The organism is Zobellella denitrificans (genome assembly GCF_002407485.1).
In the GTDB taxonomy this organism is placed as follows: Bacteria; Pseudomonadota; Gammaproteobacteria; order Enterobacterales; family Aeromonadaceae; genus Oceanimonas; species Oceanimonas denitrificans.
On the sequence record NZ_CP012621.1, the window covers coordinates 3,429,824 to 3,454,274 of the forward strand.

Below are 24,451 nucleotides of genomic sequence, written 5' to 3' on the forward strand. Positions count from 1 at the left end.
GTGTTACCCCTTATGCGTACAGCGGGTTGATCTTGTCGGCGTCGATGCCGTATTTGGCGATGGCGTCGGCAACCACCTGCTTGTCCAGCTCGCCCAGCTTGGCCAGTTCGTTGAGGGCGGCCACCACCACGTAGTGCTTGTTCACCTCGAAGTGACGACGCAGGTTCTCGCGGCTGTCGGAACGGCCGAAACCGTCGGTACCCAGCACCTTGTAGCTGACGGACGGCATGAAGGCACGTACCTGTTCGGCGTAGTTCTTCATGTAGTCGGTGGCGGCGATGGCCGGCGCCTTGCCCATCACCTGGGCGATATAGGGCACGCGCGGCTCGGCAGTGGGGTGCAGCATGTTCCAGCGCTCGGCGTCCTGACCGTCACGGGTCACTTCGTTGAACGAAGGCACGCTGTACACGTCGGAGCCGATGCCGTATTCCTCGGCCAGGATCCGCGCCGCTTCGCGCACGCCCACCAGGATGGAGCCGGAGCCCATCAGCTGCACCTTGCCCTTGCTGCCTTCAACGGTTTCGAGCTTGTAGATACCCTTGCGGATACCTTCCTCCACGCCCTCGGGCATGGCCGGCTGCTGATAGTTCTCGTTCAGGGTGGTGATGTAGTAGTAGACGTTTTCCGGGTTGTCGCCGTACATGCGGCGCAGGCCGTCCTGCACGATCACCGCCACTTCATAGGCGTAGGTCGGATCATAGGTGATGCAGTTGGGGATGGTGCCCGCCTGAATGTGGCTGTGACCGTCCTCGTGCTGCAGACCCTCGCCGTTGAGGGTGGTCCGGCCGGAGGTACCGCCAATCAGGAAGCCGCGCGCCTGCTGGTCGCCCGCCGCCCAGCACAGGTCGCCGACCCGCTGGAACCCGAACATCGAGTAGTAGATGTAGAAGGGGATCATCGGGCAGTCGTTGGTGCTGTAGGAGGTGGCGGCCGCCAGCCAGGAGGACATGGCGCCCAGCTCGTTGATGCCTTCCTGCAGGATCTGACCCTTCTTGTCTTCCTTGTAGTAGGCCACCTGCTCCCGATCCTGGGGCACGTACTGCTGGCCATAGGGGTTGTAGATGCCGATCTGGCGGAACAGGCCTTCCATACCGAAGGTACGGGCCTCGTCGGCCAGGATGGGCACGATGCGCTCGCCGATGGACTTGTCCTTCAGCATGATGTTGAGTGAACGCACGAACGCCATGGTGGTGGAGATTTCCCGCTTCTGCTCTTCCAGCAGGGGCGCGAACTCGCTCAGGGCCGGGATCTCCAGCTTGACGGTGGTCTGCGGCAGGCGGGTGGGCACATAGCCTTTCAGCGCCTGGCGGCGGGTGTGCAGGTACTCGTGCTCGCGGCTGCCTTCCTCGATCTTGAGGTAGGGCAGGTTGGGCAGATCCTCGTCGCTCACTTCGATGTTGAAGCGATCACGCATGTGCTTGAGCGAGGACATGTCCATCTTCTTGACCTGGTGGGCGATGTTCTTGCCCTCGGCGGACTCGCCCATGCCGTAGCCCTTGATGGTCTTGGCCAGGATGACGGTCGGCCTGCCCTTGGTGTCGGCGGCCTTCTTGTAGGCGGCGAACATCTTGGCCGGATCGTGGCCACCCCGGTTGAGGGCGAAGATTTCCTCGTCGGTCATGTCCTTCACCAGCTCCAGGGTCTCCGGATACTTGCCGAAGAAGTGCTCGCGCACGTAGGCGCCGTCCTTGGACTTGAAGGTCTGGTAGTCGCCGTCCAGGGTTTCGTTCATCAGCTGGATCAGCTTGCCGGTCTTGTCCTTGGCGATCAGCTCGTCCCAGCGACGGCCCCAGATCACCTTGACCACGTTCCAGCCGGCGCCGGTGAACAGGCCGTCCAGTTCGTTGATGATCTTGCCGTTGCCCACCACGGGGCCATCCAGGCGCTGCAGGTTGCAGTTGATGATGAAGCACAAGTTGTCCAGCTTCTCCCGGGCGGCGATGGTGATGGCACCCTTGGATTCCGGCTCGTCCATCTCGCCGTCGCCCAGGTAGGCGTACACGCGCTGCTCGGAGCAGTCCTTCAGGCCGCGGTCGGTCAGGTACTTGAGGAAGCGCGCCTGGTAGATGGCGTTGATCGGGCCCAGACCCATGGACACGGTGGGGAACTGCCAGAAGTCCGGCATCAGCTTGGGATGCGGGTAGGACGGAATGCCCTTGCCGTCCACTTCCTGGCGGAACATGTCGAGCTGGGCTTCGGTCAGGCGGCCTTCGGCGAAGGCGCGGGCGTAGATGCCGGGAGAGATGTGGCCCTGGAAAAATACCAGGTCGCCGCCGTCCTTCTCGTTGCGGGCACGGAAGAAGTGGTTGAACGCCACTTCGTACATGGTGGCGCTGGAGGCGAAGGAAGACATGTGGCCGCCCAGGTCCAGATCTTTCTTGGAGCCGCGCAGCACTATCATGACTGAGTTCCAACGGATGATGGCGCGGATCCGCCGCTCCAGATCCCAGTTGCCCGGGTATTCAGGCTCTTCGTCGGTGGGGATGCTGTTGACGTAGTCTGAGTGGGCATTTCTGGCCACGGCCACACCGGACTGGATGGCCTTGGTGGTGAGACGCTCGTAGATGTACTGCGCGCGCTCAGGTCCTTCTTGACGGATCAAAGACTCGAGGGCGTCGAGCCACTCCAGAGTCTCTACTGAATCCACATCGTTTTTCAGGATATCAGACATGGCTGTTTCCTATCTCGTTTGGGGCACCTGCCCATGGGTTTCGTCGTTGCCGAAGGCATTGTTATTCCTGCTGACGGGTCCGGCGCAGGGACCGCTGGATGCGGCTTTCCTCGCGCTGGATGTCGAGCAGGGTTTCTTCGATAAAGGCCAGGTGCTCGTGACAAGCGTCCCTCGCCTGTTCCGGCTCGCGGGCAAGGATGGTCTGGATCAGATTGGCGCGATGAACGCGGATCTTTTCCACCATGCCGGCGCGCCGGTTGAGAATCTTGATATTGCGCAGGATGCTGGACTCCAGCATCGGCTGAATCGCCCGCAACAGGTGCAGCAGCACCACGTTGTGCGCCGCCGCCGCCACCGCCAGGTAGAACTCGGCGGCGGCCTTGGCCTCGGCCGGCAGATCGCCCTTTTCCTGCGCCTTGACTATGGCTTGCTGGGCCTCGCGGATGGCGTCGAAATCCGCCTCGGTGCCGCGCAGCGCCGCATAGTAGGCGGAAATGCCTTCCATGGTGTGGCGGAACTCCAGCAGGTCGTATTGCGACTCCGGATGCGAGGCCAGCAACTGGAACAGGGGATCGGCCAGTCCCTGGGTCAGGGCATTCTGCACATAGGTGCCGCCGCCCTGGCGCCGGGACACCAGACCGCGCGCCTCCAGCTGCTGTATGGCCTCCCGTACCGACGGCCGGGATACCGCAAACTGCTCGGCCAGCTCACGCTCGGGCGGCAACCGCTGACCGGGTTGCAGGCTGCCCTCCACTATCATCTGCTCCAGTTTGGCGGCGATGGTGTCGGCGAGTTTCGGCTGTTTGATGCGCTGATATGACATTGAGTCCGGCTTAAAATTGGTAAGACCAATTAACACTGTTAAAAAAAGGTATCAGAGCGGAGGATAAATGTCCAACTATTTGATCAGGATTGCACACAAAAAAGTCGTAAAATACCGAAAAACGGCGGAGGGACATTTAGACTAGTCCAAAATACCGGGAACGCAAGGTGGAAAAATTGGTAAGACCAAAGAAAGATGAGCATCAGCACAGCGGCGGCATAAGGTAACAACGGATATTGCGGCGCATCATCGAAGCCCGCGCCCCGGGTCGACAAAAGCGCACCCGGCCCACCGGAGCGGGCCGGAAGCCGTGCCGGGACCGGCGGTCAGAGCATGGCCCTGAACCTGGCCCAGTCGAAGCCCGGGCCCGGATCCGTCTTGCGCCCCGGGGCTATATCGCTGTGGCCGGTGATGCGCCCGGGAGTGATGGCCGGATAGGTTGCCATCAGCAGCCGGCTCACCTCGGCCAGCACGCGATACTGGGCATGGGTATAGGTGCCGGTGTCGGTGCCTTCCAGCTCGATGCCCACCGAAAAATCGTTGCACTGCTCCCGTCCCTCGAAGCAGGACAGGCCCGCGTGCCAGGCCCGCTTGTCGAAGGGCACATACTGCACCAGCTCGCCGTCGCGCCGGATCAGGCAGTGGGCCGACACCCGCAACTGGTGGATGCCGGCAAAATAGGGATCCCCGGCGGGATCCAAACGTCCCATAAAGAGGTCATCTATATAAGGGCCGCCAAACCGGCCGGGCGGCAGGCTGATGCAGTGCACCACCAGCAGCGATATCTCGCCCCGGGGGCGCTCGTCCCAATGGGGGGAGGCACAATGGCGGGCCGGCGTGAGCCAGCCCGCAGGCGTCAACTGAAAAGGCATAGGGATCCCAACGCGAACTTCACCGGGGGTATACTAACAGTTTATGGTCCCGGTGCGGCAAGCAGGCTTGCGAGGAGAACATCATGACCGACGACGACGGCCCGCGCAAAACCGGACGCCTCATGTGGCTGCTGGCCTGGGTACTGGCCCTGGTGCTGATGACCTGGTTTTTCCAGCAAAAGCTGGAGCGGGACTACAACCCCAACCAGCAGGTGCAGTTGCTCGACAGCCGCACCATAGTGCTGGAGCAGAACCGCCAGGGCCACTACCTGATGAACGGCGCCATCAACGGGGATCCCGTGGTCTTCCTGCTGGATACCGGCGCCACCCAGGTGGCCGTGCCCAGGCCGGTGGCCGAGCGCCTGGCCCTGCCCCTGGGACGGCCGCTGCTGCTCAACACCGCCGCCGGCCAGGTGACCGGCTACCGCACCCACATTAAAACATTGTCGATGGGGCCGCTGACCCTGTACGATCTGGACGCCGTTATCATGCCCAGCTACGGCAGCGAAGTGCTGCTCGGCATGAACGCCCTGCGCCAGTTCGAACTGATCCAGCGGGGCTCCCAGTTAACCATAAAACACCTGGCGCCCTGACCCGGGCAGCCTCCGCCACAAGACGTGAAATTAAGGTAAGGCTCGATGCAAAACACCATGCTGGCTCAAGAAATCCGTTTCAATGTGACCGCGGCCCTGACCGAGGATCTGGGGGGAACCCTGGACCCCAAGCAGGACATCACCGCCCAGTTGCTGCCCGAGGGCCAGCAGGTCACCGCCCACCTGATCACCCGGGAAGACGGCATTTTCTGCGGCCGGGCCTTTGCCGATGAGACCTTCCTGCAACTGGGCGGCGAGGTAAAGCTGCACTGGCAGGTAAAGGACGGCGACGCGGTCACGGCCGGCCAGCGCCTGCTCACCCTGACCGGCCCGGCCCGGGCACTGATGACCGGCGAGCGCACCGCGCTCAACTTTATCCAGACCCTGTCGGGCGTGGCCACCGTCACCCGCCGCTACGTGGACCGCCTGGCCGGCACCCGCTGCCGCCTGCTGGACACCCGCAAGACCCTGCCCGGCCTGCGCCATGCGCTCAAGTACGCGGTGACCTGCGGCGGCGGCCACAACCATCGCATGGGCCTGTATGACGCCTACCTTATCAAGGAAAACCATATCTTCGCCTGCGGCGGCATCGACAAGGCCATTGCCGAAGCCCGCCGGCTGCAGCCGGAAAAACCGGTGGAGGTGGAGGTGGAGTCCCTGGCCGAGCTGGAGCAGGCCCTGGCGGCCGGCGCCGATATCGTCATGCTGGACAACTTCAGCGTGGCCGACATGCGCGCGGCCGTGACCACTACCGCCGGCCGCGCCAGGCTGGAGGTGTCCGGCAACGTCACCCTGGAGACCATCGCCGACTACGCCGCCACCGGGGTGGACTATATCTCGGTGGGGGCGCTGACCAAGCATGTGCGCGCCCTGGATCTGTCGATGCGGGTGGAAGGCTAAGGAAGCCGGAAGCCGAGGGTTGCCCATGCCGCTGGTATGGACAACCCCGCCCGGTTTAAACACCGACCGGCATGATGTTTCCCGGAGCGCAGGCGCCCCGCCCGCTTTCGCGCGCAGCGCGAACCCTCGGACTGGCCTGCCACACCACGGGTTTAAAGAGGCTCGGGACAGAACAGGCATCACGGGTTGTGGAGCACCTTCCCCGACCTCGGTGCCACCCTCATGCGGGCGGGCCGCCCGCGCCCCAAAAATCGTCACGGCCTGAGTTTTAAGTTGCAGAGGTGCACCTGCTGGCGGAGCGCAGGCGGCCCGCCTGCTTTCGCGCGCAGCGCGAACCCTCGGACTTGGCCTGCCACACCACGGCTTTAAAGAGGTTCGGGACAGAACAGGCATCACGGGTTGTGGAGCACCTTCCCCGACCTCGGTGCCACCTTCATGCGGGCGGGCCGCCCGCGCCCCAAAAATCGTCACGGCCAACTTAAGACCCTAACGAATCCAACTTTTCCGTGTCCGCCCCTTTTCCCTCCTCCAAGGGTGCAAAACCCCCGAGCCTTGGCTATAGATCTCTAGGTGGCCCGGTCCACTTCACCCCATGGACTTTCCAATCAAGGACGATGACGATGAAAATCCAGACCAGCACCCGCCAGGGCGGTTTTACCCTGATCGAACTGATGATTGTAGTGGCGATAGTGGCAATACTGGCGGCGGTGGCCCTGCCGGCTTATCAGACCTATACCAAAAGAGCCAAATTTAGTGAGGTGATAGCGGCCACCGGGCCTGCTAAGACCGCCGTTGAAGTTTGTGTACAAGGAGCAATAAATCTTTCTACAGCAAATTGCGCTACAGCTGGCACAAATGCCGTTAGTGGCTCATACAATACTGCGGTTGTAAAAGATGTTATAGCCACGAGTGGCACAGGGTCGATTACAGTCACCGCAACTGGACAGTCAAGTGTATTTGGCAGTGAGTCGACTTATGTCATATTTGCAAACAGCATCTCCGCAGCTGGCCAACAGGTAGTCTGGCAAATCAGTGGCTCCTGTGTCACAGACGGCCTCTGCTAACCCACCCAATATATGACCATGCCTATCAATACCATTAGAAGCGGTCTGGCCAGAAGCCTGGCCGCTTCTTCGCTGTTGCTGACCGACGAACTGGACCAGGCCCTGGCCCTGGCCCGGCAGGAGGGCAAGCCGCTCAGTACCGTGCTGGTGGAGCAGCGGCTGCTGTCCAGCGCCGAGCTGGCGCGTTTTTGCGAGCAGGAATACGGCCTGCCGCTGATCGATCTCAACGATTTCGAGCTGGATCAGGTGCCGCCCCAGTACCTGGGCATGGATCTTATCGAGCGCCATCACGTGATCCCCATCTACCTGCAGGGCAAGGTGCTCTACCTGGCCATGTCCGATCCTACCAATGTGGCGGCGCTGGAAGACTTCAGCTTCCGCTTCAACCTGGTGACCGATGCCCTGCTGGTGGAGGAAGACAAGCTGCAGCAGATGCTGGTCCGGCTGCAGCAGGGGGGCAGCAGCGGGGTGCTGGATCTCGAGCATATCGAAGACTCCGATATCGCCGGCCTGGTGCTGGATGACTCCCCGGTGGAGCAGGACGATGGGCTGGGCCGCGCCGACGAGGACGCCCCCATCGTCCGCTATATCAACAAGATCATGCTGGACGCGGTACGCAAGGAGGCCTCCGACCTGCATTTCGAGCCTTACGAGCGCTTTTACCGCATCCGTTTTCGCATCGACGGCATGCTGCACGAGGTGGCCTCGCCGCCGGTCGGCCTGGCCGCCCGTTTTGCCGCCCGGCTCAAGGTGATGGCCCGGCTGGACATCGCCGAGCGCCGCCTGCCCCAGGACGGCCGCCTCAAGCTCAGGCTGACCCGCAACAAGTCGGTGGACATGAGGGTCAACAGCCTGCCCACCCAGTGGGGCGAGAAGATAGTCATCCGTATCCTCGACAGCTCCGGCGCCCGGCTCAACATCGACCAGCTCGGCTACGACGAGCGGCAGAAACAGCTCTACCTGAGCGCCCTGCGCAAACCCCAGGGCATGATACTGGTGACCGGCCCCACCGGCTCGGGCAAGACGGTCTCGCTGTACACCGGCCTGAGCATCCTCAATACCGTCACTGCCAACATTTCCACCGCCGAAGATCCCATAGAGATCAACCTGCCCGGCATCAACCAGGTGCAGATCAACCCCAAGGCCGGGCTGACCTTCGCCCACGCCCTGCGCGCCTTCCTGCGCCAGGATCCGGACATCATCATGGTGGGGGAAATCCGCGATCTGGAAACCGCCGAAATCGCGGTCAAGGCCGCCCAGACCGGCCACCTGGTGCTGTCCACCCTGCACACCAACTCCGCCGCCGAAACCCTGACCCGGCTCGGCAACATGGGCCTGCCCGCCTACAATATCGCCTCGTCGGTATCCCTGATCATGGCCCAGCGGCTGGCGCGCAAGCTGTGCCCCCACTGCAAGGTGCCGGAACAGGTACCGGAAGAACAACTGCGGGCCCTGGGCTTTACGGCCGGGCAGCAGGCCCAGGGGGTCAGCCTGTACAGGGCGGTGGGCTGCAACCGCTGCACCGGCGGCTACAAGGGGCGTATCGGCATCTACGAGGTGTTGCCGATGAGCGAGAAACTGGCCCACCTGATCATGGAGGGCGCCAACTCCCTGACCCTGGCCAAGGCCGCCGAAGAAGACGGCATGGTCAGCCTGCACGGCTCCGCCCTGGAGAAGGCCCGGCTCGGCATCATCAGCCTGGCCGAGGTCAACCGCATCAGTGGCTGATGTCCGCCGGCCTTATCGATAACAAGGATGCGCTATGGCAACGGCAAAGAACTACAAGGTCCACCCCTACAAGTGGGAAGGCGTCAACCGGCGCGGGCAGAAGGTGTCCGGCTTTATCCAGGCGGTAAACATCCAGGCGGTCAAGCGCGAGCTGCAACGCCAGGGAGTCAACGCCACCAGCGTGCGCCGCCGCAGCCAGAGCATCCTGGCCCGTTACCGGGATGCCATCAAGCCGATGGACATCGCCGTGATCACCCGCCAGATAGCCACCATGCTGGGTGCCGGAGTGCCCCTGGTGCAGACCCTGCAGATCATCTCCCGCTCCTACCAAAAGAGCAGCATCCGCGAGCTGACCGGCATCATCGCCTCGGACGTGGAAGGGGGCACCCCGCTGTCGGAAGCCCTGAAAAAATTTCCCCGCCAGTTTGACGCGCTTTACTGCGACCTGGTGCACTCGGGGGAGCAGACCGGGGCGCTGGAGCATATTTTCGACCAGATCGCCATCTACCGGGAGAAGGCCGAGGCGCTCAAGTCCAAGATCAAGAAGGCCATGTTCTACCCGGCCATGGTGATACTGGTGGCCATAGCGGTCACCTCCATACTGCTGCTGTTCGTGATCCCCCAGTTCGAGGAGATCTTCGCCGGCTTCGGCGCCACCCTGCCCGCCTTTACCCAACTGGTGATCAACCTGTCGCGCTGGATGCAGGATACCTGGCTCTATCTGCTGGCCGGCCTGGTCGCCACGGTGTTTCTCTATGTGCGCGCCTGGCGCCTGTCCCAGAAGGTGCGCGACGCCACCGACCGCTTTATCCTGCGTATTCCCGTGGTGGGCATGATACTGCACAAGGCGGCCCTGGCCCGCTTTGCCCGCACCCTGGCCACCACCTTTTCCGCCGGTATTCCGCTGGTGGAAGGCCTGGTCTCCTCGGCCGGCGCCTCCGGCAACGTGGTCTACCGCCGCGCCATCATGCAGATGCGCAACGAGGTCATCGCCGGCATGCAGATGAACCTGGCCATGCGCTCCACCCAGCTGTTCCCCGACATGGTGGTGCAGATGGTGATGATCGGCGAGGAATCCGGCGCTATCGACGACATGATGAACAAGGTGGCCAGCATCTACGAGCGGGAGGTGGACGACGCCGTGGACGGCCTGACCAGCCTGATCGAGCCCATTATCATGGTGGTATTGGGGATACTGGTTGGCGGCCTGGTCATTGCCATGTATCTTCCCATCTTCAACCTGGGTAGCGTGATCCGCTGAAGCTGGGCAGCATGGTTAAAGCCTTGCTTTCAAAGTTCAATCCCCTTAGGAACAACAATGGCGCAACTGCTCGACAATACCGTTTTGCTGTATTCCCTGGTGATGCTGGTGGGCCTGCTGGTGGGCAGCTTCCTCAACGTGGTGATCCACCGCCTGCCGCTGATGCTGAAGCTGGAGTGGGAGCGGGAATGCGCCGAGTTCCAGGGCAGCCCCCTGCCCGAAACCGCCCCCTTCAACCTGTGCCGGCCCCGCTCCCGTTGCCCCCATTGCCACCACCAGCTGGGGGTGCTCGACAATATCCCGCTGCTGAGCTGGCTCTGGCTCAGGGGCCGTTGCCGCTACTGCCAGGCCCCCATCGCCAGGCGCTATCCGCTGGTGGAGCTGGCCTCGGCGGCCCTGGCCGGGCTGGCCCTGTGGCGCTTCGGCGCCAGCCCCCAGCTGCTGGCGGCCCTGGTGTTCAGCTGGGTGCTGCTGTGCATGACCCTGATCGACGTGGATCACCTGCTGCTGCCCGACAACCTCACCCTGCCGCTGCTGTGGTTGGGACTGCTGCTCAATATCAATGCCCTCTTCGTGCCGCTGGCCAGCGCCGTGCTCGGTGCCGCCTTCGGCTACGGCATACTGTGGAGCCTGTACTGGCTGTTTAAGCTCGTCACCGGCAAGGAGGGCATGGGCTACGGCGACTTCAAGCTGCTGGCGGCCATCGGCGCCTGGTTCGGCTGGCAGAGCCTGCTGCCGGTGCTGCTGCTGGCATCCGCCGCCGGCGCCGCCCTGGGCCTGGGGCTGATGGCCCTGCGCCGACTGGGCGAAGACAGGGTGCTGCCCTTCGGCCCGGCGCTGGCCCTGGGAGGCTGGATTTACCTGCTCTGGGGGCAACCACTGATGCGGATTTACTGGGGAGTGGCGCTGTGAGCTATGTGGTGGGGTTGACCGGCGGCATCGGCAGCGGCAAGAGTACCGTGGCCAGTCTGTTCGCCGAACTGGGCGTGGAGGTGGTAGACGCGGATATCATCGCCCGCGAGGTGGTGGCGCCCGGGGAACCGGCGCTGGCGGCCATTGCCACGCACTTTGGCCAGGAGGTCCTGGACAGCCAGGGCCGCCTCGACCGCCGCGTCCTGCGCGAGCGGGTATTCTCCCACCCCGGGCAGAAAGACTGGCTCAATGCCCTGCTGCACCCCCTGATCCGGGAGCGCATGATCGCCGCCTGCGCCGCCGCCCGTCCGCCCTACTGCCTGCTGGTGGTGCCACTGCTGGTGGAAAACGGCCTGACCACCCTTTGCCAACGGGTACTGGTGGTGGATGTCTCCCCCGAGCAGCAACTGGCCCGCACCGTCAAACGCGACCACAGCAGCGAGCAGCAGATCCGCGCCATCATGGCCGCCCAGGCCAGCCGGGAGCAACGTCTGGCCGCCGCCGACGACGTTATCGACAACAACGGCCCCGACCCGGCCCGGCTCAAGGCGGCGGTAGCCGCACTGCACCAAAAATACCTGGCCCTGGCCGAGTCCGGTTAGTCACCACTCTCCTCAGCCCCATAAACAGCCAAGCCCAGGACTTGCCTGGGCTCAGTTGGCAACAGGGCAACCGCCTCAGGCGGTACGGGTGAAGATAAGATCCCAGACCCCGTGGCCCAGGCGATGACCGCGCTGCTCGAACTTGGTGAGCGGGCGGTAGTCGGGCCGAGGCATATAGTCGCCCTCGGGCGCGGCGTTGGCGTAGCCGGGGGCGGCCTGCATGATTTCCAGCATGTGCTCGGCGTAGTTTTCCCAGTCGGTGGCCATGTGGAATTCGCCGCCGATCCTGAGTTTGCTGCGCACCATCTCCACGAAGGCCGGCTGCACGATGCGCCGCTTGTGGTGGCGCTTCTTGTGCCAGGGGTCGGGAAAAAACAGCTGCACCCGATCCAGGCTCTGCTCGGGCAGCATCTGCTCGAACACTTCCACCGCGTCGTGGCACATCACCCGCAGGTTGGTCAGCCCGGCCTCGGCGGCCGCCATCAGGCAGGCGCCCACCCCCGGGGTATGCACCTCAATGCCGATAAAGTCCTGCTCCGGCGCCGCCCTGGCCATCTCCACCAGGGACGCGCCCATGCCGAAGCCGATTTCCAGCACCCGGGGCGCGCTGCGGCCGAACACCGCGTCCAGGTCCAGCAACCGGCCGCCGAATTCCAGCCCCATCACCGGCCACTGCTCGGCCAGGGCCTTTTCCTGGCCCTTGGTCAGGCGGCCTTCCCGGCGCACGAAGCTGCGGATCTTGCGCTTGCGCAGTTCATCCTCGGTTTGAACGGGCGGGTGTTGATCTGTCATCTGCTTTCTCCGGCTGGCTTGGGAAGGCGAATTATCCAAAGTTAGCCCAAAGGTGCAAGGGCAAAAAACGTCAGGCTGCAAGCGGGAAGCGTTCACCAGATATAAAAAAGCCGCCGGTATAAACCGGCGGCTTCTTATGGCCGATGGCCGCGCTCAAAGCACCTGCTGGATAACCCGGCCCAGCCGGCTGATGCCTTCCTCTATGGTGGCGGCATCGGCGCCGGAATAGCTGAAACGGGCGGTGTTGAGAATGTCCGGACGCACGTAGAAGGGCCGGCCCGGCACGAAGGCCACGTTTTCCTTGATCGCCAGGTTGAACAAGTCCATGGCGCTCAGGTGCTGCGGCAGCTTGAGCCACAGGAACATGCCGCCCTCGGGCCGGGTGAAATCCAGCCCCGGGCAGTGGCGCAGCAGCGCCTGCTCCATGGCCTTTTTCTGCTGGCCGTAGACGGTGCGGATGCGATCGATATGGGCGTCCAGGCTGTTGTCCTGCAGGTAGCTGTACAGCACCTGCTGCACGAAGCCGTTGGTGTGCAGGTCGGATGCCTGCTTGGCGATGGTGATCTTCTGACGCAGCCAATCCGGCACCACCATCCAGCCCAGGCGGAAGGAAGGCACCACCACCTTGGAGAAGGAGCCGAGCAGCACCACGTTTTCGGGTGCCAGCTTGGCGATGGGCGGCAGGTGCTCGCCTTCGAAGCGCAGCTCGCCGTAGGGGTTGTCTTCCACCATCAGCACATTGTGCCGGATCAGCCGCTCGGCCACCGCCCGGCGTTTTTCCAGGCTGTAGCTCAGGCCCGACGGGTTCTGGAAGTTGGTCACCCCGTACATCAGCCGGGCATGGTTGGGCTCGGCCAGCAGGGCATCCAGCTCGGCCAGATCCGGGCCGTCGTCGTTGAGGGAAACGCCACGGAAGTTGGGCTGGTAGACCGACAGCGCCTGGATGGCCCCCAGGTAGCCCGGCTCCTCGATGATCAGATCCGAGCCCTCGTCCACCAGCACCTTGCCGATCAGATCCAGCGCCTGCTGGGAGCCGTTGGTGATCAGTATGTTATCCGGCGACACCTGCAGGCCGTGCTGGGTGCGGTAGCGCTCGGCGATGTACTCGCGCAGCGGGCCGAAGCCCTCGGTGGCGGCGTATTGCAGCGCGCCGTTGCCCTTGTTCCGCAGCACCTTGGCCGTGGCCACTTCCAGCTCCTCGCTCGGGAAGAAGTCGGGGTTGGGCAGGCCGCCGGCGAAGGAGATCACCTCCGGATTGACGGCGACTTTGAGGATTTCACGGATGAAGGAAGGCTCTACCTTGGCAAAGCGCTGGGCAAAAAAGGGCTGCATAGGGGTCTCTCTGATTACGGGCACGGCGGGCACCAACAAAACCCTTCTTTTGTATCAGAAAACATTGGAATAACAAACCACAAACAACAGCTGTGTCTCGCGGGTTTGCACTGGCCCCGACGCTGTGCTCTGATCTCCCCATTCGAATCGACTTTCCGACCACAGTGAACACAGCCTCCTTCGCCGAACGCATACTGGCCTGGTATCAACAACATGGCCGCAAGAGCCTGCCCTGGCAGCAGCACAAGACCCCCTACCGGGTATGGGTATCCGAGATCATGCTGCAGCAGACCCAGGTCGCCACCGTCATCCCCTACTATGAGCGCTTTATGGCCCGCTTTCCCGACGTGGTCAGCCTGGCCGACGCCGGGCAGGACGAGGTGCTGCATCACTGGACCGGGCTCGGCTACTACGCCCGGGCCCGCAACCTGCACAGGGCGGCCCAGGTGATCCGCGATCACTACCAGGGGCGCTTTCCCGAACGCTTCGAAGAGGTGCTGGGCCTGCCGGGGATAGGCCGCTCCACCGCCGGGGCCGTGCTGTCCCTGTCCCTGGGCCAGCATCACGGCATCCTCGACGGCAACGTCAAGCGGGTGTTGAGCCGCTGGCTGGCCCAGGAAGGCTGGCCCGGCAAGAAAGAGGTGGAAAACGCCCTCTGGCAGCAGGTGGAGCGGCTCACGCCCAGAGCGGGGGTAAGCCAATACAACCAGGCGATGATGGATATCGGCGCCACCATCTGCACCCGCAGCAAACCCAGGTGCGAGCAGTGCCCGGTGCGGGACGATTGCCGGGGGCTGGCGCTGGGCACGCCCGCCGCCTTTCCCCACGGTAAGCCGAAGAAGAGGGTGCAGCCGGAAAAACGGGCCAGCTTCCTGCTGCTCAAGTGCCAGCAGCAGATCCTGCTGGTGCAACGCCCGCCCCAGGGACTCTGGGGCGGGCTTTACTGCTTTCCCGAGTTCAGGGACCAGGACGATCTCAAGTCCTGGCTAAAACGCTATCCCCAGGCCGGCGAGCCCCGGCCCCTGCCCGGCTTTCGCCATACCTTCAGCCACTTCCACCTGGATATCGAGCCCTGGCTGGTGGAATTGCCCCGCTTGCCGGCCGAGGTCATGGCGGGGGATGAACGTCTTTGGTATAACTTGCAGCAACCCGCCTCGGTAGGCCTGGCTGCCGCCACCAAAAAACTGCTGGCCTACCCGCAACTGCAAGAGAGGAAAAACTTATGAGCCGTACTATTTTTTGCCAGCGTTTACAGAAAGAGGCCGAAGGCCTGGATTTCCAGCTTTATCCGGGGGAGCTCGGCAAGCGCATCTACGACCACATCTCCAAGGAGGCCTGGGCCGACTGGCAGAAGAAGCAGACCATGCTGATCAACGAGAAGAAGCTCAACATGATGAATGCCGAGCACCGCCAGTTGCTGGAGCAGGAGATGGTCGCCTATCTGTTCGAGGGCGCCGACGTGAAAATCGAGGGTTACACCCCCCCTTCCGCGGAGTAAATCGCCGCTTTGTTCAAGGCTTGAGCGAACGCGTTCGGGCCTTCCAAAAAGCGGTTGACTTGCCCTGGCCAATCCTATTTAATGGCGCCCCGTTGCCCAGATAGCTCAGTCGGTAGAGCAGGGGATTGAAAATCCCCGTGTCGGTGGTTCGATTCCGCCTCTGGGCACCATTTTCAGGTGCTCTTTTAATTAAGACTCCCAGCCCAGATAGCTCAGTCGGTAGAGCAGGGGATTGAAAATCCCCGTGTCGGTGGTTCGATTCCGCCTCTGGGCACCATTTTCAGGTGTTCTTTTAATTAAGACTCCCAGCCCAGATAGCTCAGTCGGTAGAGCAGGGGATTGAAAATCCCCGTGTCGGTGGTTCGATTCCGCCTCTGGGCACCATATTGATAGCCAGTGCAGCAAAGGATTGAAAATCCCCGCTCTGGTCCCTGGCCGGGCGCGGTCGATTCCGCCTCTGGGCGCCATATTCAAGCACTATCAGAGTAGCCGGCATAGCTCAGTTGGTAGAGCAACTGACTTGTAATCAGTAGGTCGAGGGTTCGACTCCTTCTGCCGGCACCATCCCAACCAGCCAGAGCGCTGGTTTTTTTGTGCCCTTTTCCAGCCCCGCCTGGCATGACGATGGATCCTCTCCCCAGAGGCCAATGGTCGTCGTTCCCAGCACCCGGGCTTCATACCCGCCCCGGCGCCCTTGCGCCAGGGCAGAAATCTTGCTAGTGATAAGCCATTGCAATATGCAACAAGCCGGCGAGTCACTTACCTTGAACACTCTTTTCAGTCGTCAATACTCCCACCACATAATACTGGTGGTGATCGCCGCGCTGGGCATCTACCTGTCCCTGAGTGCCTACTCCAGGGGAAGCGCACTCCAGGAACAGCTCCGGCACAAGGAATTCGAACGCCTGGCCCAGGTGCAGGCACTGCGGGCACAACAATTCATCGACAACGCCAGGGGGCTGCTGAATGCCTTCAGGGGGCTGTTTATCGCCTCGGAAGAACTGACGCGCGAAGAATATCATCGCTTCGTCACTTCGGTAATCGCCTCCTATCCCGAAATCACCGCGGTGCACTGGGCCCCCCGCGTTCCCCATGCCCGGCGTGCCATGGTAGAAGCCGAGTTGGCCGCCGAGGGACTCGCCCCCATGGGCATCTTCGATACCACCCCTGACGCGGATGACATGCACAGGGCCCCCGAACGGGAGCTGTACTTCCCCATCCTCTTTGCCGCGCCCGAAAGGCTCAACAGTTCCGTGGCCGGCCTCGATGCCCTGAACCGCCCCCACAGCGCCCCGGTTGTCCGGCAGGTACTCAGCCGGGGCCAGCAGGCCAGCAGCCCCCCCTTCCATATAGTGCAGGATCCACAGGGCCCCCTGGCCATCGCCATCTACCAGCCCCTATATGCCCTGCCCGGAGTGCCGGAGTCCAAGGAAGTACAGGGATTGGTTATTCTGATGCTGCGACCGGAGATCTTGCTGCGAGAGCTGATCGAGGATGGAGAGTTGAACAGCGGGCTGCGTCTGCTGGATGTAACCGAGGAGCCGGCCAGATCCATCTATCCCGGCTCGGCCTCCCCCTCCGCGGCCGGCCCCGGCGAGCTCGCCTTTCCGCTCGAGCTGCCGGGCCGCAGCTGGCAGCTTGTCCTGTCACCTTCTGAACAGTTCCTCGGTGCATCTCGCAGCCGGCAACCGCTGTGGCTGATGCTCGTCTCGCTCCTGCTCACCGCCGTGCTGATGGCCTTTGTCGCCAGGTCCCTGCGCGATGCCAGGATGCTGGCCCAGGCCAACACCAGCCTGCTGCTACGTCAGCAAGAGCTGGACGCACTGGCCTACTACGACACACTCACTGGCCTGCCCAACCGCTCCCTGCTGGTCGATCGGGTAAACCAGGCCCTCTTCGCCGATCAACGCCGAGGCAGTTTTTCCGCCATCGGCCTGCTCGATCTGGACGGATTCAAAGAGGTCAATGACAGCCTGGGCCACCAGGCGGGAGATGAGGTGCTGGCCCGGTTGGCCAGGCGGATGACCAGGGTGCTGAGAAGCACCGATACCCTGGCGCGGATAGGCGGCGACGAGTTCGTCGTGCTGCTGCCGGGGCTGCGCGGCAGAGAGCTGGCCGAGCAGATCCTGCAGCGACTGCTGGACGAGATAGCACGCCCCGTCGTCCTGGAGCGGGGCGACCGGGTCGGCCTCTCCGCCAGCATCGGCATGGTACTGCCCTGTGACGCCGGGCAGGAGCTGGAAACCTGGCTCGGCCAGGCGGATCGGGCCATGTACCGGGCCAAGCACGCCGGCAAGGGCCACTATGTGATAGTGCCGCCTCAGGGATCTGGTCTCTTATGGCCCTGAAGCAAAACATGCGCACCGCCGGGCCGCCCCCCGCCAAGGGCTCAACCAGATATATTCATACCGATAAATAGCCGTTCCGGATGGTAGATCACTACCGGCAGCGACTGGGTTCCGCTAAGCAGCCCCTCCGCGCCGGGGGGCTTTGTTAAAGTTCGATGAAAGCGCTTCTGCTCACAAAAATACCTGTTGACCCCCATCTGGTAACGGGTTAGAGTGACCCCAGCTCGAAGAATACGGCTATATTTATGTTCTTGTTACGAAGTTCCTAGTAGTACCTCGTCCTGTATTTCATAAGTTAAACCGGTATTTTTCTAAGCTATTTACAATGCAAGTTTGTTACAGGATTTAGGTATGTCTAATATCGTTAAAGGTAAAGTAAAGTTCTTCAATGAATCCAAAGGATTCGGTTTCATCGAGCAAGAACAAGGTCCTGACGTGTTCGTACACTTCAGCGCCATCCAGACCCAGGGTTTCAAAACTCTGTCTGAAGGCCAAGCAGTACAGTTCACTGTAGCTCAAGGCCAGAAAGGTCCTCAGGCTGAGAACGTAGTTCCTCTGTAAGAGCCTACCTCACCAAGAATTCCTAAGCCGTGCCTCCGGGCGCGGCTTTTTTATTTATCCCGCCCCTGATTTTTATTGACCCTGCGGTTATAATTGCTCCTTTTTTCCGCAAAGGAACAGATTACATGACCCAAAGCCCCGTCATCAGCCTGGTTCTGCTGCTGCTTCCCCTGATCCTGTTCGGCCCCATGGGCATCGACATCTACCTGCCGGCCATGCCGCAGATGGCGATATCCCTCGGGGTGAGTGCCGCCGACATCCAGCTCAGCCTGTCGGTATTCATGCTGGCGGTAGGACTGGGACAACTGGTGTTCGGCCCCCTGGTGGACAACAAGGGCCGGCGTCCCGTGGCCCTCTGTGCCATCGGCCTGTTTTTCACCGGCTCCCTGGTGAGCGCCCTGGCGGCTGAACTGCCCCTGCTGTTGCTGGGGCGCCTGATCCAGGGACTGGGAGCCTGCGGCACCTCGGTGGTGGTCTTCGCGGTGGTGCGCGACAAGCTCGACGCCGGCGACAGCGCCCGGGCCTATTCCTACCTCAACGGCGCCCTCTGCCTGGCCCCGGCGCTGGCGCCGGTACTGGGCGCCTGGCTAACCCTGAGTTTCGGCTGGCAGGCCAACTTCCTGTTCCTGGCCCTGTTCGCCACCCTGGCCCTGGTGCTGGTGATGGCTCGCCTGCGGGAAAGCCGCCCCGCCCATACCCGCCACCAGCCGTTGCTCTCCCCCCACGCCTACCAGGCGGTGTGGCGGCACCGGGCCTTTCGGGTCTATGTGCTGACCTGTGTCGCCGCCATGGGCAGCATCCTCACCTATGTGACCTTCGCCCCGCTGATCCTGATGGTGCAACTGGGGCTGAGCGAGGCCCAGTTTGCCCTGGCCTTCGGCGCCAACGCCCTGGTGGTGATGGCGGCCAGTTTTTCCGCTCCCAGGCTGAGCCGGCGCCTGGGCCGCCACCGGGTGGTCAAGCGAGGCGCCCTCTGTCTGCTCGGCGGCGGCCTCGCCATGCTGCTCTGGCTGCCTTCGGCCCCCTCCGTCTGGTCCTTTATGCTGCCGGTGGCGCTCTGCTCGGTGGGCTTTTCATTGGTGCTGGGCGCAGCGGCGGCTTCCGCCATGGCGCCCTTCGCGGACCGGGCAGGCCGGGCCGCCGCCCTGCTCGGCTGCCTGCAGATGGCCGGCGCCGCCACCGCCTCCTACCTGGCGTCGCTCCTGCCGTTGTCGCCGGGTGAGGCCTGCGCCCTCACCATCATGCTGCTGGCCGCCCTGGCCCTGCTCAGCCTGAACCGCCTGCCCAGGGAGCAACGACGGCTGGCCGACGCGGATGCCTAGAGCACCACGATAGTTTAAAAATCAGGCAGCCAGGCTCTGCGTAGCTGCCGGTTTGTGCCGCTGTAACCGTCACTGTAGGTGCCGCTTTAGCCGGCACAAACCGGCGCCCAATTTCCATACCCCACGCCGTTGGCAGGTTTGCGCCACGTAAACGGGCGCCTACAGGTAAGATATCGCCGTCGCACTGCTCACGTTTTAAGTTGCTGCCCTGTTATGGGATTAATGTGAGCTTTACTTTGACAAGGCGGGCATTCATTAAGCACAATCAAGATTGCAAAATAACAAACAGGACTGCCTACATGACTGCCCAATCATCTAATCCCCAATCGCTGCAGCAAGCCTTCTCATTGGGTAACGGACAGGATGCGGCACTGAACTGGTTGCGCAAGAATCAGACTCATTGCGCCATCTTCCTCACCAATGGCATCAAGCTGGAAGGGATGATCAGTGCCTTTGACCAATACAGCATTTTGCTGTCCGACCCCCGCGGTCAGCAGCAACTGATTTACAAAGCCAAGATTTCCACCATCTCCCCGGCGACCCGCCGGCCGCCGCGCACCGGGGTCATCATCAACAAGCCCCGCCGCCCCCGCTACGACAGCCATCACGATCACCACAACCATCGTGACGACCAGCACCACGATCACCAGGACGACGATCAGGGCGAACAGCGCTAAGTCAGTTGGCAAACAGGGTCAGCCCAGCAGGGGCCGGCCCTCCACCACCATCACGCAAGCCATGCCCGCCGCCTCCGCCGCCTGCCGGCCGATGGGCGTGTCCTCGAACACCAGGCAATGGCCGGGGTTCAGCCCCAGCTCCCGGGCGGCCAGCAAATAGGTGTCCGGATTCGGTTTGTGCAGATTCACGTCGTCGGCGGTGATCACCACCGGAAAATAGTCCCGCAGCCCGGTATTGAGCAGCACCCGCTCGGCATTGACCCGCGAAGAGCCGGTGCCGATGGCCATGGGCTTGTCCGCGTATTGCTCCAGCAGGGCCAGCATGGCCGGGAAGGGCCGGGCCTCGGGCAACAGCTGCTGATAGTGGCCGTTTTTCACCGCCACCACCCGGTCGCCGTCGAGGCGGAGCCCCTGCTCGCCGTTGATGAGGTCCACTATCTTGCGGCTGGGCACGCCGCCCAGATCGTACAGCCAGCCGGCGTCGTAGCCGAAACCGAACTCCCGCGCCGCCAGCTCCCAGGACGCCAGGTGCAGGGGCATGGTGTCGACCAGGGTGCCATCAAGGTCAAAAATCAAGCCATCAAAGTGTTGCGGATGCATCTGTGCCACCAAAAAACAAGATGGCCGCTCGCGCGGCCATAAGGGTTAAATCAGTTCCAGCTCTTTCATCACCTGGCGGATACGCGCCTTGGTGCTCTCCTGCAGCGGCACCACCGGGATCCGGCAGGCTTCGCTGGCCATCCCCAGCAACGACAGGCCGTATTTGGGACAGGCCGGGTTGGGCTCGGCGAACATCGCCTGGTGCAGCGGCAACAGCCTGTCCTGCAGGGCGCGGGCTTCCTCCCACTTGCCGGCCAGGGTCAGCTCCTGCAACTGGGCGCAGAGCCGGGGGGCGACGTTGGCGGTAACCGAGATGCAGCCCTGGCCGCCGGCCACGTTATAGGAGACGGCGGTGCCGTCCTCGCCGGACAGCCAGGCGAAGGGCTTCTTGATCAGTTGCCGCTCGGCCCAGGGACGCGCCAGATCGCCGGTGGCGTCCTTTACCCCGGCGATACGCGGCAGCTCGGCGATGCGCGCCATGGTCTGGGGGCTGATGTCCACCACCGCCCGCGGCGGAATGTTGTACACGATGATCGGCAGTTCGGTGGCATCGTGCAACATCCGGAAGTGGGCGTAGAGCCCTTCCTGGTTGGGCCTGTTGTAATAGCCGGCCACATGCAGGGTGGCGTCGGCCCCCACCTGCTGGGCGTAGTTGCTGTATTCAATCGCCTCCACCGGGTTATTGGAGCCCGCGCCGGCGATCACCGGCACCCGGCCCGCCGCCTGCTCTACCACTATCTCGATCACGCGGCAGTGTTCGTCATGGCTCAGGGTCGGACTTTCCCCGGTGGTGCCCACCGGCACAATGCCGTGAGTACCCTCCTCGATGTGCCAGTCGACCAGGCGGCGCAGGGCAGCCTCGTCGAGACGGTCACCGTCAAAGGGGGTCAGCAGGGCAACTAAAGAACCGCGAAACATGGAAACTCCTTCTCCTGGCTAGAGGATTGAAAAATTTGGATTAAAAAACCCCGGTCGCTGCTGCGTAACCGGGGTTTGAGAACTGCTCGTCTTGATGAGGATCTGGCGTCGGTCACGCAATAGGGGTCGCCGCTTTTCGCTTGAGCGGTTTGGCCGGTTTGCGTTTAACGATAAAAACCATGACTTGCACCTAAAAAGACCTTGAACTGCATCTTTTGCTAATGCCCGGCAAATGTCAAGGGGGGTGGCGCCATGTATAATGTCCAATTCCCTTATTTGTTGCGGAGCCCGAGATGTTTGAGGCCTTGACCCCGGTCGGCGAGATGCTGACCCGTAATCTGGACACCCTGAGCCGCCAGCCGCTGCTGATCTGCGGCCTGCTGGAAGACAACCTGCCCGGGCTGCTGGCCGAGGCCGGCAACGCCCCGCGGGTGTTCACCACGGATTTTCGCTATTTCCTGTGGCTTGAAGGCAAAAATGACGTCAAGGTCGAATTCGGCAGCCAGCCCGGACCCGGGTCCGCCGCCGGCCTGCTGCTGCTGATGCCCAAGGCCAAGGCAGAGGCCGACTACCTGCTGGCGGCCTGCCTGCCGCTGCTCGCGCCCGGTGCGCCCGTCTTTATCGCCGGCGACAACAAGGGCGGGGTCAAGGCCGCGCCCAAGCTGCTGGCCCCCTACTGCGACCAGGTGAACAAGCTCGACAGCGCCCGGCGCGCCAGCCTCTATCAGGCCCAACTGGTCCGCCCGGCCCCGCCCTTCCGGCTGGCCGACTGGGTGAGCCGCTATTCCCTGCTGGAAGAACAGCTGACCGTCTGCACCCTGCCCGGGGTGTTCAGCGCCGGACATCTCGACAACGGCTCCCGGCTGCTGCTGGACAGCGTCGGCGAACTGCACGGCCGGGTGCTCGACTTCGGCTGCGGCGCCGGCGTCATTGGCGCCAGCCTGTTGCGGCGCCATCCGGGGATCCAGCTTGAGATGATCGACATCAATGCCCTGGCGCTGGAGGCCAGCCGGCTGACCCTGGCGGAAAACGGGCTGGAGGCCGAGGTGTACGCCTCCGACGGCCTGGCCCAGGTCGACGGCCGCTTCGACCATATCATCACCAATCCGCCCTTCCATGCGGGCCTCAAGACCTTCTACCACACCACCGAGACCCTGCTCGCCCGGGCGGTCGACTATCTCAAGCCGGGGGGCGAACTCATCCTGGTGGCCAACGCCTTTCTGCCCTATCCCGAGCTTATCGAGCAAAGCTTCGGTCATTGCGACACCCTGGCCGCCACCGGCAAGTTCAGGATCTACCGGGCCCGACGCTGAATTATCACGCAAACCCGGCGTTTTTTGAGCAACCGGCCACCAAGGCCGGTTTTTTTTAATTTTTCCCGGGAAAAGCGTATTGACGGCCGATAAAAAATCTATAGAATTCGCAGTCCTCAGCACGGGCGAGGGTGGCGGAATTGGTAGACGCGCTAGCTTCAGGTGTTAGTGTCCTTCGGACGTGGGGGTTCAAGTCCCCCCCTTCGCACCACGACTGAGTAAACAGGATGACGGCCTCATCTAAAACAGCCGGACAATTCGGGTATGCGAGGGTGGCGGAATTGGTAGACGCGCTAGCTTCAGGTGTTAGTGTCCTTCGGACGTGGGGGTTCAAGTCCCCCCCTTCGCACCAAACCGCTCAGGTTTGGCAACCCTGCCCGAAATTCAGGATGGTGGCTCATCTAAAACAGCCGGACAATCAGGTATGCGAGGGTGGCGGAATTGGTAGACGCGCTAGCTTCAGGTGTTAGTGTCCTTCGGACGTGGGGGTTCAAGTCCCCCCCTTCGCACCAAGATTGTTGTTACAGCACATAACCACACCGTACTTTTTGCCATTGCACCAGCGCCGTTTGGTGTTTTTTCGTTTCCGGCTCTCCCTCCCCTTGTCTTTGTCACCGATTCGTCGGATGATGCCCGCATGTTGTTAATATATCGTTAATGGAGCGTCGCCTTGCCCTGGCTCAGTGCCCTCGCCCTGCTGCTGTATCTCGGCCTGCTTTGCTCGCCGCCAGCCCCGGTCGTGGCCGCGCCCTCGCTGCTGGCGGCGGAGCAGCATGCCCAGGTGGTCAATCCGCCGGCCGGGCAGGTCCTGTTCCTGCTGGAGCAGGAAGGAAGCGATGATCCGGAGCCGGCACTGCCTTTCCAAAGCCACAGGCAACCCTGGCCCTGGCTGGCACAGCAGTTGCCTGTGGCGCCAGCGACCCCGCCTTATTTCCTTACCGAACACCAGGTACGCGGCCCCCCGCTTTCCGTTCCCAACCCCAGACACCGGGATCAGCCAGCCTGATCCGCCTTTATCTTTGATTGTCTGTGGCCCTTTCCCTGAAAGGGTCGAGGAGGAACGACATGAAAACACTGCACCTGTACGCCGTTGAACACCGCGATCACCTGGTCCAGCCCGGGGATATGCCCGATCTGCAGCTGGACTCTCCTGCCCTCGGCCTGCTGAACGATTTCAAGCAGAACCCGCCCACCATGATAGACGCCGACACCCGGGCGGCCGACGTGCTGGAAATGATGCACCACGACCACACCCGGCTGAAGCTGGTGGTGGACTCGCAGGAAGAACTGCTTGGCCTGATCCAGCTCGATCAGTTGAGCGGTCAGGCCTTCGTGCAGCGCGTCGCCAACGGCGACAGCCGCGACGAGATACTGGTCACCGATCTGATGTGTCCGAGGGACAAGCTCAGGGCGCTGGATTATCAGCAGTTGCAGCAAAGCACCATCGCCGACGTGATCCATGCCCTGCAATCCAATGGCGAGCGCCACTGCCTGGTCATCGACCGGGGTTCGCACCATATCCGGGGGCTGATCTCGGCGCGGGACATCGCGCAGCGACTGGGAATGCAGCTCGACATCCGCAGGGCACCCACCTTCCTCAATATCTTCGATTCGCTCTCATCCTGAGCACGGCGGCGGCCCCGGCCGCCGCTCCCTTCAGCCTG

General features: G+C 62.6%; 23 protein-coding genes and 7 tRNA genes. 23 read left to right on the plus strand and 7 right to left on the minus strand.

What is annotated here, in order from left to right; all coding sequences use genetic code 11:
* Positions 1-10: 10 nt before the first annotated feature.
* The 3 genes from aceE to ampD form a co-directional block, all read right to left on the minus strand.
* The gene (gene aceE / locus AN401_RS16165) at positions 11-2,671 is read right to left on the minus strand and encodes a pyruvate dehydrogenase (acetyl-transferring), homodimeric type (protein ID WP_094041116.1); all 2,661 of its coding nucleotides are present in this window, start codon (positions 2,669-2,671) and stop codon (positions 11-13) included.
* Positions 2,672-2,732: 61 nt separating this feature from the next.
* Positions 2,733-3,494: a pyruvate dehydrogenase complex transcriptional repressor PdhR gene (gene pdhR, locus AN401_RS16170; RefSeq protein ID WP_094041117.1), complete on the minus strand. Its 762-nt coding sequence runs from the start codon at positions 3,492-3,494 to the stop codon at positions 2,733-2,735.
* 326 nt (positions 3,495-3,820) lie between these two features.
* Entirely contained in the window at positions 3,821-4,366 is a 546-nt protein-coding gene (ampD, locus tag AN401_RS16175) for a 1,6-anhydro-N-acetylmuramyl-L-alanine amidase AmpD (RefSeq protein WP_096779922.1), read from the minus strand.
* A gap of 83 nt (positions 4,367-4,449) precedes the next feature.
* Between ampD and AN401_RS16180 the strand changes: the two genes are divergently transcribed.
* The 7 genes from AN401_RS16180 (at position 4,450) to coaE (ending at position 11,426) form a co-directional block, all read left to right on the plus strand.
* Complete coding sequence (locus tag AN401_RS16180) at positions 4,450-4,959, plus strand: retropepsin-like aspartic protease family protein (protein WP_198401753.1); 510 nt, start codon at positions 4,450-4,452, stop codon at positions 4,957-4,959.
* 57 nt (positions 4,960-5,016) lie between these two features.
* The gene (gene nadC / locus AN401_RS16185) at positions 5,017-5,859 is read left to right on the plus strand and encodes a carboxylating nicotinate-nucleotide diphosphorylase (protein WP_096780394.1); all 843 of its coding nucleotides are present in this window, start codon (positions 5,017-5,019) and stop codon (positions 5,857-5,859) included.
* A gap of 620 nt (positions 5,860-6,479) precedes the next feature.
* The gene (locus AN401_RS16190) at positions 6,480-6,923 is read left to right on the plus strand and encodes a pilin (RefSeq protein WP_096779923.1); all 444 of its coding nucleotides are present in this window, start codon (positions 6,480-6,482) and stop codon (positions 6,921-6,923) included.
* 12 nt (positions 6,924-6,935) lie between these two features.
* Positions 6,936-8,651: a type IV-A pilus assembly ATPase PilB gene (gene pilB / locus AN401_RS16195; RefSeq protein ID WP_096779924.1), complete on the plus strand. Its 1,716-nt coding sequence runs from the start codon at positions 6,936-6,938 to the stop codon at positions 8,649-8,651.
* A 34-nt stretch (positions 8,652-8,685) separates the two neighbouring features.
* On the plus strand, positions 8,686-9,912 hold the full coding sequence (locus tag AN401_RS16200; RefSeq protein WP_094041121.1) for a type II secretion system F family protein: 1,227 nt from the start codon (positions 8,686-8,688) through the stop codon (positions 9,910-9,912).
* Positions 9,913-9,969: 57 nt separating this feature from the next.
* Complete coding sequence (locus AN401_RS16205; protein ID WP_096779925.1) at positions 9,970-10,824, plus strand: prepilin peptidase; 855 nt, start codon at positions 9,970-9,972, stop codon at positions 10,822-10,824.
* Positions 10,821-11,426: a dephospho-CoA kinase gene (gene coaE, locus AN401_RS16210; protein ID WP_096779926.1), complete on the plus strand. Its 606-nt coding sequence runs from the start codon at positions 10,821-10,823 to the stop codon at positions 11,424-11,426. Before AN401_RS16205 ends, coaE begins: the two co-directional genes overlap by 4 nt.
* Before the next feature lie 75 nt (positions 11,427-11,501).
* On the opposite strand, the gene trmB is transcribed toward coaE, so the two are convergent.
* Both trmB and AN401_RS16220 read right to left on the minus strand, forming a co-directional pair.
* Positions 11,502-12,218, minus strand: coding sequence for a tRNA (guanosine(46)-N7)-methyltransferase TrmB (gene trmB / locus AN401_RS16215; protein ID WP_096779927.1), 717 nt, complete (start codon positions 12,216-12,218; stop codon positions 11,502-11,504).
* Positions 12,219-12,371: 153 nt separating this feature from the next.
* On the minus strand, positions 12,372-13,550 hold the full coding sequence (locus AN401_RS16220; RefSeq protein ID WP_094040173.1) for an aminotransferase-like domain-containing protein: 1,179 nt from the start codon (positions 13,548-13,550) through the stop codon (positions 12,372-12,374).
* Positions 13,551-13,714: 164 nt separating this feature from the next.
* Here AN401_RS16220 and mutY point away from each other — a divergent pair, with 164 nt between their 5' ends.
* The 10 genes from mutY (at position 13,715) to hfq (ending at position 19,956) form a co-directional block, all read left to right on the plus strand.
* On the plus strand, positions 13,715-14,776 hold the full coding sequence (gene mutY, locus AN401_RS16225; RefSeq protein WP_096779928.1) for an A/G-specific adenine glycosylase: 1,062 nt from the start codon (positions 13,715-13,717) through the stop codon (positions 14,774-14,776).
* Positions 14,773-15,048 carry an oxidative damage protection protein gene (locus AN401_RS16230; protein WP_094040171.1) on the plus strand — a complete coding sequence of 92 codons (276 nt, stop codon included), beginning with the start codon at positions 14,773-14,775 and terminating at the stop codon, positions 15,046-15,048. Before mutY ends, AN401_RS16230 begins: the two co-directional genes overlap by 4 nt.
* Positions 15,049-15,142: 94 nt before the next feature.
* Positions 15,143-15,218 (plus strand) — tRNA-Phe (locus tag AN401_RS16235).
* A 31-nt stretch (positions 15,219-15,249) separates the two neighbouring features.
* Positions 15,250-15,325, plus strand: a tRNA-Phe gene (locus tag AN401_RS16240).
* Between the two features lie 31 nt (positions 15,326-15,356).
* A tRNA-Phe gene (locus tag AN401_RS16245) sits at positions 15,357-15,432 on the plus strand.
* A gap of 104 nt (positions 15,433-15,536) precedes the next feature.
* Positions 15,537-15,612 (plus strand) — tRNA-Thr (locus tag AN401_RS16250).
* Positions 15,613-15,812: 200 nt separating this feature from the next.
* On the plus strand, positions 15,813-17,396 hold the full coding sequence (locus AN401_RS16255) for a diguanylate cyclase domain-containing protein (protein ID WP_198401754.1): 1,584 nt from the start codon (positions 15,813-15,815) through the stop codon (positions 17,394-17,396).
* A gap of 351 nt (positions 17,397-17,747) precedes the next feature.
* Entirely contained in the window at positions 17,748-17,957 is a 210-nt protein-coding gene (locus AN401_RS16260) for a cold-shock protein (RefSeq protein ID WP_094040169.1), read from the plus strand.
* 125 nt (positions 17,958-18,082) lie between these two features.
* Positions 18,083-19,279, plus strand: a complete 1,197-nt coding sequence (locus AN401_RS16265) for a multidrug effflux MFS transporter (protein ID WP_096779930.1) — start codon at positions 18,083-18,085, stop codon at positions 19,277-19,279.
* Positions 19,280-19,578: 299 nt separating this feature from the next.
* Positions 19,579-19,956, plus strand: coding sequence for an RNA chaperone Hfq (gene hfq, locus AN401_RS16270; RefSeq protein ID WP_094040167.1), 378 nt, complete (start codon positions 19,579-19,581; stop codon positions 19,954-19,956).
* Between the two features lie 18 nt (positions 19,957-19,974).
* Here the strand turns inward: hfq and AN401_RS16275 are convergent, their stop codons facing one another.
* Both AN401_RS16275 and dapA read right to left on the minus strand, forming a co-directional pair.
* Entirely contained in the window at positions 19,975-20,556 is a 582-nt protein-coding gene (locus AN401_RS16275; RefSeq protein WP_094040166.1) for an HAD family hydrolase, read from the minus strand.
* 45 nt (positions 20,557-20,601) lie between these two features.
* Positions 20,602-21,474 carry a 4-hydroxy-tetrahydrodipicolinate synthase gene (dapA, locus tag AN401_RS16280; RefSeq protein WP_096779931.1) on the minus strand — a complete coding sequence of 291 codons (873 nt, stop codon included), beginning with the start codon at positions 21,472-21,474 and terminating at the stop codon, positions 20,602-20,604.
* A gap of 293 nt (positions 21,475-21,767) precedes the next feature.
* Here dapA and rsmC point away from each other — a divergent pair, with 293 nt between their 5' ends.
* From rsmC to AN401_RS16310, 6 genes are all read left to right on the plus strand, one after another.
* Positions 21,768-22,787, plus strand: coding sequence for a 16S rRNA (guanine(1207)-N(2))-methyltransferase RsmC (gene rsmC / locus AN401_RS16285; protein WP_096779932.1), 1,020 nt, complete (start codon positions 21,768-21,770; stop codon positions 22,785-22,787).
* Positions 22,788-22,912: 125 nt separating this feature from the next.
* Positions 22,913-22,998 (plus strand) — tRNA-Leu (locus tag AN401_RS16290).
* A 55-nt stretch (positions 22,999-23,053) separates the two neighbouring features.
* A tRNA-Leu gene (locus AN401_RS16295) sits at positions 23,054-23,139 on the plus strand.
* Positions 23,140-23,213: 74 nt separating this feature from the next.
* A tRNA-Leu gene (locus tag AN401_RS16300) sits at positions 23,214-23,299 on the plus strand.
* A gap of 158 nt (positions 23,300-23,457) precedes the next feature.
* Entirely contained in the window at positions 23,458-23,793 is a 336-nt protein-coding gene (locus AN401_RS16305; protein WP_096779933.1) for a hypothetical protein, read from the plus strand.
* 59 nt (positions 23,794-23,852) lie between these two features.
* Complete coding sequence (locus AN401_RS16310; protein WP_094040162.1) at positions 23,853-24,413, plus strand: CBS domain-containing protein; 561 nt, start codon at positions 23,853-23,855, stop codon at positions 24,411-24,413.
* The last annotated feature ends 38 nt before the right edge of the window (positions 24,414-24,451 follow it).